This window comes from Nocardia sp. NPDC004860 (assembly GCF_040609015.1).
GTDB lineage: Bacteria > Actinomycetota > Actinomycetes > Mycobacteriales > Mycobacteriaceae > Nocardia.
Genome location: NZ_JBEXJI010000013.1, coordinates 69,299 through 81,462, shown reverse-complemented (window position 1 = coordinate 81,462; position 12,164 = coordinate 69,299). Strand labels below are relative to the sequence as shown.

The 12,164-nt window shown below is 68.5% G+C and carries 13 protein-coding genes; all 13 read right to left on the bottom strand.

Annotated elements, in window-relative coordinates:
* Window positions 1–401 precede the first annotated feature (401 nt).
* From ABZV44_RS23510 to ABZV44_RS23450, 13 genes are read right to left on the bottom strand one after another with little or no spacing between them, the layout of a single operon-like run.
* Window positions 402–1,241 (bottom strand): NAD(P)H-binding protein, encoded by an 840-nt coding sequence (locus ABZV44_RS23510; protein WP_354839957.1) that lies wholly within the window; start codon window positions 1,239–1,241, stop codon window positions 402–404.
* A 25-nt stretch (window positions 1,242–1,266) separates the two neighbouring features.
* Window positions 1,267–2,166, bottom strand: coding sequence for an ACP S-malonyltransferase (gene fabD / locus ABZV44_RS23505; RefSeq protein ID WP_354839954.1), 900 nt, complete (start codon window positions 2,164–2,166; stop codon window positions 1,267–1,269).
* 13 nt (window positions 2,167–2,179) lie between these two features.
* On the bottom strand, window positions 2,180–2,866 hold the full coding sequence (locus ABZV44_RS23500; RefSeq protein WP_354839951.1) for a hypothetical protein: 687 nt from the start codon (window positions 2,864–2,866) through the stop codon (window positions 2,180–2,182).
* A gap of 28 nt (window positions 2,867–2,894) precedes the next feature.
* Window positions 2,895–3,506 (bottom strand): hypothetical protein, encoded by a 612-nt coding sequence (locus ABZV44_RS23495; protein ID WP_354839948.1) that lies wholly within the window; start codon window positions 3,504–3,506, stop codon window positions 2,895–2,897.
* A gap of 49 nt (window positions 3,507–3,555) precedes the next feature.
* Window positions 3,556–4,140 (bottom strand): NAD(P)H-dependent oxidoreductase, encoded by a 585-nt coding sequence (locus ABZV44_RS23490; protein ID WP_354839945.1) that lies wholly within the window; start codon window positions 4,138–4,140, stop codon window positions 3,556–3,558.
* On the bottom strand, window positions 4,137–5,330 hold the full coding sequence (locus ABZV44_RS23485; RefSeq protein WP_354839942.1) for an MFS transporter: 1,194 nt from the start codon (window positions 5,328–5,330) through the stop codon (window positions 4,137–4,139). Before ABZV44_RS23485 ends, ABZV44_RS23490 begins: the two co-directional genes overlap by 4 nt.
* Window positions 5,323–6,330 (bottom strand): LLM class flavin-dependent oxidoreductase, encoded by a 1,008-nt coding sequence (locus ABZV44_RS23480; protein WP_354839939.1) that lies wholly within the window; start codon window positions 6,328–6,330, stop codon window positions 5,323–5,325. The genes ABZV44_RS23485 and ABZV44_RS23480 overlap by 8 nt, the downstream gene beginning before the upstream one ends.
* Window positions 6,331–6,361: 31 nt before the next feature.
* Window positions 6,362–6,568 carry an acyl-CoA carboxylase subunit epsilon gene (locus ABZV44_RS23475; RefSeq protein WP_354839936.1) on the bottom strand — a complete coding sequence of 69 codons (207 nt, stop codon included), beginning with the start codon at window positions 6,566–6,568 and terminating at the stop codon, window positions 6,362–6,364.
* On the bottom strand, window positions 6,565–8,136 hold the full coding sequence (locus ABZV44_RS23470; protein WP_354839933.1) for an acyl-CoA carboxylase subunit beta: 1,572 nt from the start codon (window positions 8,134–8,136) through the stop codon (window positions 6,565–6,567). The genes ABZV44_RS23475 and ABZV44_RS23470 overlap by 4 nt, the downstream gene beginning before the upstream one ends.
* Window positions 8,137–8,168: 32 nt before the next feature.
* Complete coding sequence (locus tag ABZV44_RS23465; protein ID WP_354839930.1) at window positions 8,169–10,133, bottom strand: SDR family oxidoreductase; 1,965 nt, start codon at window positions 10,131–10,133, stop codon at window positions 8,169–8,171.
* 3 nt (window positions 10,134–10,136) lie between these two features.
* Window positions 10,137–11,081, bottom strand: a complete 945-nt coding sequence (locus ABZV44_RS23460; protein ID WP_354839927.1) for an aromatase/cyclase — start codon at window positions 11,079–11,081, stop codon at window positions 10,137–10,139.
* Between the two features lie 24 nt (window positions 11,082–11,105).
* A complete protein-coding gene (gene fabG, locus ABZV44_RS23455) occupies window positions 11,106–11,888 on the bottom strand; it encodes a 3-oxoacyl-ACP reductase FabG (protein WP_354839925.1) in 783 nt (260 codons plus the stop codon).
* Window positions 11,889–11,908: 20 nt separating this feature from the next.
* Window positions 11,909–12,160: an acyl carrier protein gene (locus ABZV44_RS23450; RefSeq protein ID WP_354839922.1), complete on the bottom strand. Its 252-nt coding sequence runs from the start codon at window positions 12,158–12,160 to the stop codon at window positions 11,909–11,911.
* Window positions 12,161–12,164 lie beyond the last annotated feature (4 nt).

Here is a 12,164-nt window from a genome sequence, read left to right as displayed (position 1 = left end):
CAACACTCCCTCTCAACGACCTCTCACGGCGAGCACGTCAACCCGTCCTCCCGCGTAGACCACGACACCATCGCGGCCGTTCCCGGACAAGCCCCGGGTTTCACGGGCGGACCGGCACGGATGCCACGCAGAGAGGTTCGAGTCCCGCCTCGCGCAACACTCGGGCACGCTGTCGTGTCACCCGTGGCCTGGGAGCGTGTTCGGCAATCCGCTGAGCTGTCCCACCATCAGGTGTCCGGACTCACCGGGGCGGTTCGGTTCACTGGCTTGCGTCGGCAACGGCGATCAACACACCGTCTCGGTCGCCGAGCTGCTCGACGATGTATCACGCACATCGTCACGCCGTGCGGTGAGGCATACGCCACCAATCACGCAGACCGGTCGATCTCGGTGCCGCGGTGTCACCGGAAGGCGGATGCGTGTTGGTGAGCCCACTGGGCGTAGGTGCGGAAAGGGCGGTTCAGGATTTGGTCGACGGTGGAGGTGGGCTCGAGTTCCTCGAGGGTCGGTGCGCCGAGTAGGTCCAGGACGCCGGTGGCGATCTCTGCGGGGAGGGGCATTGCGGAAATCGCTTGCTCCCGAGTCAGTTCGGTGAAGGTGATGGGGTGGTCGAGGACTTCGCCGAGGATCTTTGCCTGTTGGCGTGGGGTGATGGGTTCGGGGCCGGTCAGTGTGTAGGTTCGGGCGCTGTGGCCGGGGGTGGTGAGGGTTTGGGCGGCGACGGCGGCGATGTCGGTGGGGTCGATGAGGCGGAGGCCGACGTCGGCGAAGGGGGCGGCGATGGTGTGGGTTTCGCGGATCGAGGCGGCCCAGGCCAGGGAGTTGGAGTGGAAGCCGCCGGGGCGGAGGATCGTCCAGTCGAGGCCGGATGCTGGTGCGGCGGATTCGAATTCGCGGTGGCGGTGGTGGGAGATCGAGGTGGGGCGCGTTTGCGCGGCTTGGGAGGAGAGCAGGACCAGGCGGCGGATGCCGACGGATTTCGCCGTCTCCAGCAGGGTGTGGGCGTCGACGCCGCCGAACATCTGCTCGCCGGGGATGACGAGGAACAGGGCCTCGGCACCCGCGAGTGCGCGGCGCATGGCGTCGAGGTCGGAAAGGCTTGCGACGCGGTAGGTCACGTCGGGGGGCAGGTCGACCGGAGAGATGGCGCGTGACAGTGCCACGACATCCTCTCCCGCATCCGCGAGTTCGCGGACGAGCGCGCGGCCGACATTGCCGGTGGCACCGGTGACTACGATCATCAGGTTCTCCAGGGATGGTTGCGGATCAGGGCGCGGAGACTGCCGCGGCGGTGACGTCGGGTGCGATGCGGCGAGAGAACCCCGTCAGTACCTGTCCGGGTCCGAGCTCCAGGAGTTCGTCGTAACCGTCGGCGACCGCGCGCCGGATGGTCTCCACCCAGAGAACCGGGGCGACCAGTTGGTGGCGCATGAGGGCCCGGATCTCCACCGGATCCTCGAGATAGTCGGCGGTGACCGGGCTGAGGACCGGCATGGTGGGGGAACGGAAGTCGTGGCGGTCCAACTCGGCGCCGAACGCGTCGGCGGCCTCCCCCATGAGGCGGGAGTGGAACGGACCGCCGACCTTCAAGCGAATCACCTTCACGGCCCCGGCTTCTCGGGCCAGCGCCTCGAGTTCCTCGATCGCGGTGGTGTGTCCGGACACGACGGTCTGGGTCGGCTGGTTGTAGTTGGCGACCTCGACGATGCCGTTCCGCACCGACCGGCACAGCTCGTCCACGGCTTCGGAGTCGAGGCCGATGACGGCGCTCATGGTCGCGTCGTGGCGTTCGGACACCTCGGCCATGAGCGCGCCGCGCCTGCGCACCAGACCGATCACCGCTTCCTCGTCGAGCACACCGGCCACCGCGAGAGCGGTGAACTCCCCGAGACTGTGTCCCGCGACCGCGTCGGGCAGATGACCGCGCTGTGCCCGCACGGCCATCAGCGCGAGACTGGTGACAACCACCGCCGGTTGGGTGATGTCGGTGGCACGCAATTCCTCGGCGCTGCCCTCGACGCACAGTTTCGTCAGCGGCAGGCCGAGAATCTCGTCGGCCCTGCCGAAGACCTCCCGGGCAGCGGGATAATCCTTGATCCAGGCGGCCATTCCGGGCCGCTGCGAGCCCTGGCCCGGGAACAGGCCCAGGGTGCGTGATGTGGTCATGGGTGGACCCTCTTCATTCGTGGACCGCGGTCTTGGTCGCATAGTGGTGGTATCGATCCCCGGTTGGCGGCTTGCCCGCTTCGAGGGCTCGATGCCCACCCTCGGCCAGCAGGTCCTCCCACAGATCCTCGAGGTGCGCCGTGTGCTCCTCCACCGACGCCCATTCCGAGAACACGAAAACGCTTCTGTCATCGGCACTTACATGCATGTGCGCGGCGACCCCGCCCGGATATTCGCGGCGGGTGCCGGCCTTGGCCTCCTCCGCGGCCAGCATCTCGTCGATCTTGGCGCGTCCGGATTCACCGGATTCGACGATGAAGAAGGCCACCGGAAAGCACACCACCGGCGGCGGCGGATTCGAGACGCCATTGCCCGGCACCGTCCGATACAGGCGGTACTCCACGGGCGGCTGGGCTTCGACGCCCGGCACACGGCAGATGCCCGTCGGGTCCCGCAGCGCCTGATGGGCCGCTTCGATATCGGACCACTGCTGATAGACCAGCACCGATCCGCCATCGATATTGCAGAAGCAGCTCACCGAGACCAGACCGGGCGGCCAGCCCACGCGATGCCAATGGTCGACAACCGCTGTCGCGATGCGGAATTGGTCCTCGGGCCCAGCGGCGGGTGCGGTGGTGACGAGGGCGGTGACCACGCCACGGCGGTCGATGACCAGGCGCGCGGTGGATGCGACCGACATGATGGAACTCCTTGGTGCCGAACCAATCTCAGCGAGTGAGAGTGCGGTGGAGGTGATAGCGGCGAAAGCCGATGGGGCGCACGCCGGGCAGGCTGTGGGATGTGCGCAGCGTCGCCTGCCGGGTCGCGCCGGCGAGGAAGGCGATATGGGCTTCATCGGAAACCCATTCGGCATAGTTCAGTACCCGGGTGCCGTCGACGCTGGCGTGAAAGTTGGCCGACAGCATGCCCGTCGGCCACGGCGATCGCTCCAGGGTCTGTTCGAGTGAGTCGATGATGGCGGTCTGGCGATCCGGGCCGTCCACGTCGAACATGGCGATGATCATGCAACCGGGTGCGGTCCGGGCACCGGCGCGGACACTGCGCAGCAGGCGGTATTCGACCGGCTCCGCCTGTGCGGGACCGGACAGCGTGCGCACGAAGGGGCGATAGCAGTCACCGGAGGCGGCCTGCGCATAGGTGAGAACGGCATCGTTGTCGGTGCTGAGATAGCTGCCGAACGACAGCAACCCTTCGGGCCACGCCGCGTGTTCCCACTGGTCGCAGATCTGGGACAGCATGGTCCGCGCCGCCTCCTCGTTCGGGGCGTAGCGGTAGGAGACGAATGCCGAGTGGGCATCGGATCGATAGACGTCGAGCATCCGACTGGATACTGACGCGACAGGCGGATTCATCGAATTCCTTTCCGGCTCAGCGTTCATAGGGGGATTTCGACCGCGCGTCGCGCAGCGCGCCACCCCACCAGAGCAGGCGGTCCAACATCGTCTTGGCCGCGAGCGCCGTTTCCTCGCGGTCGCGGGGTTGCACCCCGTCGAACTGCTGCCACACCTTGTGGAAGCTCAGCGACTCGCGCACGGTGACGCCGTGCAGTTCGGCGAAGACGTGACGCAGGTGTTCGACGGCCCGCAGGCCGCCGCTCATCCCCCCGTAGGAGATGAATCCCGTTGGCTTGGCGGCCCATTCCTCGTAGATCCAGTCGATGGCGTTCTTCAGCGCCGCGGGAAAGGTGTGGTTGTATTCCGGGGTCACGATCACGTACGCGTCGGCGGCGGCCAATCGCATCGCGAGGGCGTCACGCACCGAAACCGTCTCCGGCGCAGCCGATTCGCCCGGAGCGGGCATCACCAACGGCAGCGGGTATTCGAGCAGATCCAGGATCTCGACGGTGAAGGCGGTATGCGCCGCGACTTCACCGGCGAACCACTCCGCGATCGTCGGCCCGACCCGCCCGTCTCGGACGCTACCGACGACGATGGCCAGATGCAGTGGTGTCATGGCAGTACCTTTCGTTGGGCGAGCAGTGCCGCGCCGACCCCGGCGAGCCCGGTCACCGCGATGGCCGCCGCGGCGATCCGAGCCGAAACCGTGGCCAGCGCAACGACTATCGGCAGCGACAGCGCCGCGCCGAGCTGCACCGCCGTCTGATAGAGCGGCACCGCCGAGGCGCGTTCGGCCGCGGTCACCGCAGCGGTGGCCCGCATGTTCAGCGCGGCGAACGACAGCACGAACCCGAATTCGACGAGCACCAGCACCGGCAGCACCGGAATCAGATAACTGCGCACGGAGGGCTCCATGAGCCAGAGCAGTTCGGCCGAGGCGGCGGCGACGGCCCCGCCCAGAATCAGGTTCGTCGGCCCGAAGCGGCTCGCAAGCCGGGCCGCATAGGGCGTGGACAGGGTCAGCGGCAGACACGCGGGCAGCAGAGCGAACGCCGTCTGAGCCGCCGACCAGCCCAGACCCGCACGCACTTGCAGCGTGACCACCAGCAGCAGGCAGATGTAGCCGGCATTCAGCGTCGCCGCTCCAACCGCGGTCAGCATCAGTGATCTGTTGCGTAGCAGGGCGATTGGGACCTGCGGCGTCGGACCGGTCGGCGAATCGGGGAACACGCGCCAGCCCAGCAGGAGCAAGGCGGCCGCCACCGGAGCCGGGAAGACGAATACCAGGTGCCAATCCACGGCGGTCAGCGCGCCCGATAGCAGCAGCCCGGCGGTGAATCCGGCCGCACCGAACAGCGCGTAGATCGACACGGCGCGCTGTTGCGGTGCGCCGTCCCGAAATTCCGCCGCGATCACTGCGAGCCCGGCCGGCGCGGTCAACGCCGCCGCCCCACCCTTCACCACCCGTGTCGCGATCAGTACGCCGATACTCGAACTCGTTCCGCCGAGGACCGAGGCCACCGCGAAAACCGCCATCGCGCCGAGATAGACCCGCCGCCGCCCATATCGAGCGACGAGTCCCCGGCCCGGCACCAACAGTGCCGCGAAGCCCAGCGCGAAGCCGCTCATCAGCCACTGAGCCGTCCACGTCGACAGGTGCAACTGCGCCGCGGTGGTCGGCAGGGCGGGCAGGACGATCGACACCTCGATCGCGTCGAGAATCATGTTGCCGGACAGGACGATCAGCAGTTGCCACTGGCGCGCGTCCCACCGCGCCGGCGCGGACACGGTCGCCGATTCAGCCACCGGTGCTCACCTCCTGCCGTTGCGCGGTGAGCCTCTCCCGCAGCAGCGGCCGGAGCCGCTGGCTGACCAGTTCGATATTGCGGACCACCAGGTCATCCGGCATGCCGGCGATGCTCGCCCAGAAGATCAAGTGCCGCACGGGAAGTCCGCCCACCCGCTCGTGAATCCGCTCGACGGCCTGCTCGGGGGTCATGATCTCGAGCAGGCCCCACGATCCGTCTGCGGGCCGCTGCCGCACGTCCTCGGCGTGCAGCAGGGGTGGCCGGGGCTGATCGGTGCCCTCCACCGAAAGCTGCCGGTACGAATTCATCTGGTAGGCCAGATGCGGGGCGATGCGCGCCCACGCCGACTCCGGGTCGTCGGCCAGCATCACCGGCAGCAGATCGGAGACCCGCGCGGTGGCCGGATCGTGGCCGCCTTCGATCAAGCCCTCCCGATAGAGCGGGAACAACTCGCGGGAGATGTGCAGCAACCCGATGCCGAGCTTGCCCGCCAGCCGTGCGCCCCGGGGACCGTAGAAGCCGCCCCACAGCGGAACCGGATCCTGAATCGGCCCCGGCGTGATGCCGCCGCTGCTCCACAGCCGCCGCACCTCCTCGATCGTCTCCCCGGTCCGGGCGAACCGACGCCCGAATTCCGCGTCGAAGAGCCGATATTCGGGCACGCGGTAACCCGCGCCGAGCCCGAGTTCGAGCCGTCCTCCGCTGATCAGATCGACCAGCGCGGCCTCCTCGGCCAGTTGCGCGGGTTTGCGCAACGCGGGTAGTACGACCGCGGTGCCGATGCGGACCCGGCGGGTGCGCGCGGCGGCCGCCGCGGCGAAGGTCAGCGGCTGCGGCAGATAGCCGTCCTCGAAAAGATGATGTTCGGTGAACCAGACACCGCCCGCGCCACGCTGATCGGCTTCCTCGCAGTACTCCAGGGTGCGAGCGTAGTGATCGGCCCAGGGGCGGTGCCATTGCGCGGGGTTGCGCAGATCGAACAGCAGTCCGACTTCCATTGGTGCACTCCGTTCTTCGGCGTCGGATGGGTCAGTGGCCGGTGGTGGTCCAGGCCCGGGGATCCCCGAACGCCCGGTGACGCTCGAGCCGCCGCCAGCGTGCCGTCGGCCGCGATGGCGGCGACTCAGGCTGCACCACTTGGCTTCTCGGATACAGCAGGGCCGTCAGCACGGCGAGCTCGGCGGGATCGACGTGCCCCTTCTCGATGCGCAGGAACACCTGCTCCTCGGCGCTCACTGCGGTGGATTCCCGTGCTTGCGGCGGGGCAGGTCGGTGTCCTTGCCCGCCAGCATGGCGAACGCGCGAATCAACACGGTCCGGGTGTCGCGCGGGTCGACGACGTCGTCGATCAGTCCGCGCTCGGCGGCATAGTAGGGATGCACCAACTCGCGCCGGTACTCCGTGATCTTCCGATCCCGGGTGGCGTCGCGGTCCTCGGCGGCCGAGATCTCGCGGCGGAACACCACATCGGCGGCGGCTTCCGCGCCCATGACGGCGATTTCGTTCGTCGGCCAGGCCAGCGCCAGGTCCGCGCCGATGCTGAGGGAATCCATGACGATGTACGCGCCGCCGTACGCCTTGCGCAGAATCAGCGAGATGCGCGGCACGGTGGCGTTGCAGTAGGCGTAGAGCAGTTTCGCGCCGCGCCGGATGATGCCCGCGTGCTCCTGGTCCACCCCGGGCAGGAATCCCGGCACGTCGACCAGGGTCAGCAGCGGAATGTTGAACGCGTCGCAGAATTGCACGAAGCGCGCGCCCTTCTCACTGGCGTTGATGTCGAGCACGCCCGCCAGCCGGATCGGCTGGCTGGCGACCACACCGATCACCTGACCGTCCAGCCGGGCCAGGGCGCACACCAGGTTCGCGGCCCACTGCGACTGGACCTCCAGGTAGTCGCCGTCATCGACGATCTCGCCGATCACCTCGCGAATGTCGTAGGGCCGGTTGCCATCCAATGGCACCAGCTCCAGCACCCGGCCGGTCTGCCGATCCGACGGATCATCGGTGTAGGCCACGGGCGGCAGCTCACGATTGTTGCTCGGCAACAGCGACAGCAGCAGACGCACCTCGCCGAGGCAGGTCTCCTCGTCGTCATGGACGAAATGCGCCACCCCCGAACGCGTCCCGTGCACATCGGCGCCGCCGAGCTCATTGTGGGTGACCTCCTCGCCGGTCACCGTGCGCACCACATCCGGGCCGGTGATGAACATCTGGGAGATCTCGCGCACGACGAAGACGAAGTCGGTGAGCGCCGGCGAGTACGCCGCGCCGCCCGCGCACGGCCCCAGCATCACGCTGATCTGTGGAATCACCCCCGAGGCCCGGGTATTGCGCCGGAAGATCCCGCCGTAACCCGCGAGCGCCGAGACACCTTCCTGAATGCGGGCGCCCGCACCGTCGTTCAGCGACACCAGCGGCGCTCCCGCGGTGACCGCCATGTCCATGATCTTGTGGATCTTCTGCGCGTGCGCCTCGCCGAGCGCGCCGCCGAAGATCCGGAAGTCACTGGCGTACACGAAGACCGTGCGACCGTCGACCAGACCCCATCCGGTGATCACGCCGTCGGTGTAGGGCCGCTTGGCCTCGAGCCCGAATCCGGTCGCGCGGTGCCTGCGCAAGGGTTCGACCTCGACGAAGGTGCCCGGGTCCAGCAGCACGTCGATGCGCTCGCGGGCGGTCAGCTTCCCCTTGTCGTGCTGGCGTGCGGTGGCCGAGGGATCCGGCCCCGAGCGGGCCTGCTGTTTGCGCTCACCGAGTTCGGTGAGCCGATCGGCGAATAGAGCGGGTTCGTGCACGGTAGTCATGGAATCTCCTGGTGGACAGCGGATCTCGGCGATCAGCCGAGCAGGGTGCCGCCGGTGGCGTCGAGGAACGCCCCGGTGATCCAGCGCGCCTCGTCGGTGGCCAGGAAGGCCACGACATCGGCGACGTCGACGGCCTCGCCGACCCGCTTGAACGCCGACAGCTGCGACATCTGCGCCACGGCCTCGGGGATGTCGAAGACCGCGCTCCCGTTGTTGGTGATGCCCGGCGCGACGCTGTTGACCGTGATGCCGCGGGGCGCGAGATGACGGGCGAAATGCAGGGTGAGCTGTTCGACCGCGCCCTTGGTCATCGAGTACGCGACCTGCTCGGGATTGGCGAAACGGGTCAGCCCGGAGGAGATGTTGATGATCCGGCCGCCGTCCGACAGCAGTCCGAGCGCCCGCTGCACGATGAAGAACGGGGCCTTGGCGTTGACCGCGAACAGCTGATCGAAGTCCTCGGGGGTGACGTCTTCGGGCATCACACCCGCCGGTGTGGTGGCACCGGCGTTGTTGACGAGGATGTCGAGTGAAGTCTCACCGGTGCGCTCCTTCAACCCTTGCTCCAGGCCGAGGAACAGCTGGTGCACGTCGCCGGGCACTCCGAGCACGGCGCGCACGGAGAACGCTCGTCCGCCGTCCTTCTCGATGAGTTCGACGGTCTCCTGCGCGGCGGCCTCGTTGCCGGCGTAGTGCACCGCTACCAGTGCGCCCTTGGCGGCCAGCTGCCGCGCGATCGCGCGGCCGATGCCTCGGCTCGCGCCGGTCACCAGTGCCGTCTTGCTGGTCAAACTGCCCATGTGCGTGGTCTCCTCGTTCGTGCGAGCTGTGCTGCGCCGGTCGGCCTCCGGGTCGGGCAGGCCGCTGATCATGCGGGCCAGGTGTGCCCGCACCGGCTCGAATTCCATGAGTTCGGTGAACAGTTCCCGGACCGGTTCGACCTCCGGACCACCCAGGAGCAGCAGTGTCTGCGCCCGGATATTGGTGAGGGTGCGGGCGCCCACCCGATGCCGCTCGCGGTCGTATCCGTCGAGCGCGGCGTCACCGGCGACGCCGGTGGCGGCGGCGATGAGTCGTCCGGCGAGCTCGGCGGCGTCCTGCAGCCCCAGGTTGAGGGCTTGCCCGCCGACCGGCATCTGCCGATGCGCCGCATCGCCCGCCAGCAGGACCCGGCCGCGGCGATACCGCGTCACCTGCCGACTGGTGTTGTCGAAGGCATTGCGCCACAGGGGAGTTCCGTGTGCGATGGACTCGCCGGTGACCTTCGCCCAGGCGGCCACGATCTCCTCGAAGTCGGGTTCACCGCGTTCGACAGGCTCGGCACCGTAGAGGTGCACCATCACCCGGGTACTGCCGTCGGGCCAGCGCGCCGCCGTCGCCAGCCCGTCGGAGAGTCGCTCGAATCGGCGTGCGGGGATGTCGATCCCCGCCACGTCGGCGCGCAACATCTCCTTGGTGGCGGCGAATCCGGCGAAATGGAAGCCGCCCAGGTCGCGCACCGTACTGTCCTCGCCGTCACACCCGACGACGTAATCGGCCGTGACACTGGTGTTTTCGCCATCCGACAGCACCGCCTCGAGCCGGACACGGTCGGCGTGCGCGATCAGATCGGCGACCCGGCAGCCACGCCGGATCCGCGCACCGGCCATGATGGCGCGCTCGGCCAGCACGGCCTCGAGCCGGGCCTGCGGGCATTTCCATTGCCCCGCATGGGGATGCGCCGGATCGGCGGCGGTCAGATCCAGTCGCAGCCCACCGAAGTGCCCGGGCCCGCCCCCGGACAGCCGGCCCAGGCGACCGAGGATCCCGCGCTCACCGAGCAGTTCCATGGTCCGGGCGTGCAGGGTCGATGCCCGCGATTCGGTCGTGGGCGCGACGAGTCGCTCGAGCACGACGACCCGCAGGCCGCCGTCGGCGAGATCGCCCGCCAGCAGCAGGCCCACCGGGCCCGCGCCGACGATCGCCACGTCCGCCTCGAAACCGCTGTCGGTCGACATCGCTCAACGCCGCGCTTCCGCGTAGGCCCTGGCGTGGTTCAGGGTCGCACGGCTGTTGGCGCCCAACGCATCCCGGATGAACAGCCGCGCCTCCTCGACACCGGCGTCGGGGCCGAGCACGTCGGTGATCCGGTCCGGCTTGATGATCACCGTGTGCTGCGACGACGCCGTCGTCGAGCCGTCGGCGTTCTGGTCGAACTGCCAGTACCCGGTGTGCAGGTCCATCAGCGCGGGCAGCGTGGTCTGCTTGTAGGCGATGCGGTGGTGCGGGAAGCACACGCGCACCGATTCGGTGGTGTGGCTGGAACCGTCCTTGGTGAGGGTGTCCATGCGCAGCACCTGCAGGCCCGGGGTGTCCTCGGTCAGCTTCACGGTCGCGACGTGCGGCAGCCGTTCGGTCCACCGATCGGCCTCGTTGATGAAGTCGTAGACGTCGCTCGCCGATCCGTCGACCCGGATGGAGTCGACGAACGACAGCGTCAACTCGGTGGTCGAAACCGCTGCCTCGACAGCCGCTTTGAGGCCGGGCAACTCGGCCCTGCTGTTCTCGTCGACCGCCTTCTCGATCCAGTCCAGTCCCGCCGGGTCGTCGTCGATGGCCCGGTAGGTGTGCAGCAGCCGCAACCGCGTGTTCCCGTCGCCGCCGTCCTCGATGATCCAGGTGCCGCTCATCTGCGCCACCGGCGGCGCGGACACCTCCTGCGCGAAGGTGATCCGCAGGCCGTCGGGGTCCAGCACCCGGTGCGAGGTCCAGTTCTTGGCCTCGCCGTTGGCGGTCGCCCAGATCCGGATGCGTTCCTCGTTGCCCCTGCGCTCGAGGCAGTCCACGTAGACCGAGGGCGGGAACAGCCGGGGCCAGTTCTCCACCTCGGCCAGCATCCGATAGACCTCACGGGCGGGAGCCCGCACGGCGATGGCGTGCTCGACCTCACGGATGGGTGAATTCATTGGTACTCCTAGCGCTTCGCCGAATCAGAAATTGCCCAGTCCACCGCAGACATTGAGGGCCTGCGCGGTGATCGAGGCCGCGAGGTCCGAGGCCAGGTAGCCGACCAGACCAGCCACCTCCTCCGGGCTCGAGTATCGGCCCAGCGGGATCTTGGCCCGGAACTTCTCGAGGATGGCCTCTTCACTGGTGTCCCACGCGTCGGCGTATCCCGCCCGAACCCGTTGGGCCATCGGCGTTTCCACATAGCCCGGGCAGACGGCGTTGACCGTGATGCCCGTCGGGGCGAGCTCGTTGCCGAGCGCCTTGGTGAACCCGACGACACCGTGTTTGGACGCCGAATAGGGCGCGCCCAGCACCACGCCCTGCTTGCCCGCGGTGGAGGCGATATTGATGATCCGGCCGCGCGACTTGTCCCGCATGCCACCGGAATTCAGCACTTCCCGGGTCACCAGGAAGACGCTGTGCAGATTGGTGGCGATCACGTCGAACCACAGGTCGTCGGCGATGTCGGCCGTCACCCCGCCGCCGCTGCGGCCGGCGTTGTTGACCAGCACGTCGATGCTGCCGTACCGCTCCACCGCGGCCCGCACCAGCGCCGAGATGTCCTCGCCGGAGCGCACATCCGCGGCGGTGCCGTCCACGTCGTGCCCCTCGCCGCGCAGCTGCGCGACGGTGTCGGTGACCGCCTCCTTGTCACGGGCGCACAGGTAGACCCGATGCCCGTGTGCCGCCAGCTGTCGCACCGAGGCCAGGCCGATTCCGCTGGTGGCTCCGGTCACCAGTGCCACGCGATTGTCCTGGGACATGACGTTTTCCCTCCCCGCGCTCACGCCGCGAGCAGCTGGTCGTTGACGAGCGCCACCAGTGCGCCCGGGGTGGTGGCCGCCACTACCGCGTCGTCGTCGAGCGCGACGCCGAATTCCCGTTTGATCCGGCCGGTGGTTTCCAGCAGCGCCAGCGATTCGTAGCCGAGGGCTTCGAATTCGATGTGTTCGATGTCGCCGTCCAGCTCACCGGTCTCGCCGGAGCCCTCGCGCAGAATGCGACGCAGATCGTCCAGGGTGAATACTCGTGCCATGAGA

Excerpts from the sequence above, each read along its gene's own strand:
- ABZV44_RS23490 (WP_354839945.1), bottom strand. The coding sequence starts at position 4,140 with ATGACACCACTGCATCTGGCCATCGTCGTCGGTAGCGTCCGAGACGGG.
- ABZV44_RS23465 (WP_354839930.1), bottom strand. The coding sequence starts at position 10,133 with ATGTCGACCGACAGCGGTTTCGAGGCGGACGTGGCGATCGTCGGCGCG.
- ABZV44_RS23450 (WP_354839922.1), bottom strand. The coding sequence starts at position 12,160 with ATGGCACGAGTATTCACCCTGGACGATCTGCGTCGCATTCTGCGCGAG.
- ABZV44_RS23470 (WP_354839933.1), bottom strand. The coding sequence starts at position 8,136 with ATGACTACCGTGCACGAACCCGCTCTATTCGCCGATCGGCTCACCGAA.
- ABZV44_RS23460 (WP_354839927.1), bottom strand. The coding sequence starts at position 11,081 with ATGAATTCACCCATCCGTGAGGTCGAGCACGCCATCGCCGTGCGGGCT.
- fabG (WP_354839925.1), bottom strand. The coding sequence starts at position 11,888 with ATGTCCCAGGACAATCGCGTGGCACTGGTGACCGGAGCCACCAGCGGA.
- ABZV44_RS23495 (WP_354839948.1), bottom strand. The coding sequence starts at position 3,506 with ATGCTCGACGTCTATCGATCCGATGCCCACTCGGCATTCGTCTCCTAC.
- fabD (WP_354839954.1), bottom strand. The coding sequence starts at position 2,166 with ATGACCACATCACGCACCCTGGGCCTGTTCCCGGGCCAGGGCTCGCAG.
- ABZV44_RS23510 (WP_354839957.1), bottom strand. The coding sequence starts at position 1,241 with ATGATCGTAGTCACCGGTGCCACCGGCAATGTCGGCCGCGCGCTCGTC.
- ABZV44_RS23480 (WP_354839939.1), bottom strand. The coding sequence starts at position 6,330 with ATGGAAGTCGGACTGCTGTTCGATCTGCGCAACCCCGCGCAATGGCAC.
- ABZV44_RS23500 (WP_354839951.1), bottom strand. The coding sequence starts at position 2,866 with ATGTCGGTCGCATCCACCGCGCGCCTGGTCATCGACCGCCGTGGCGTG.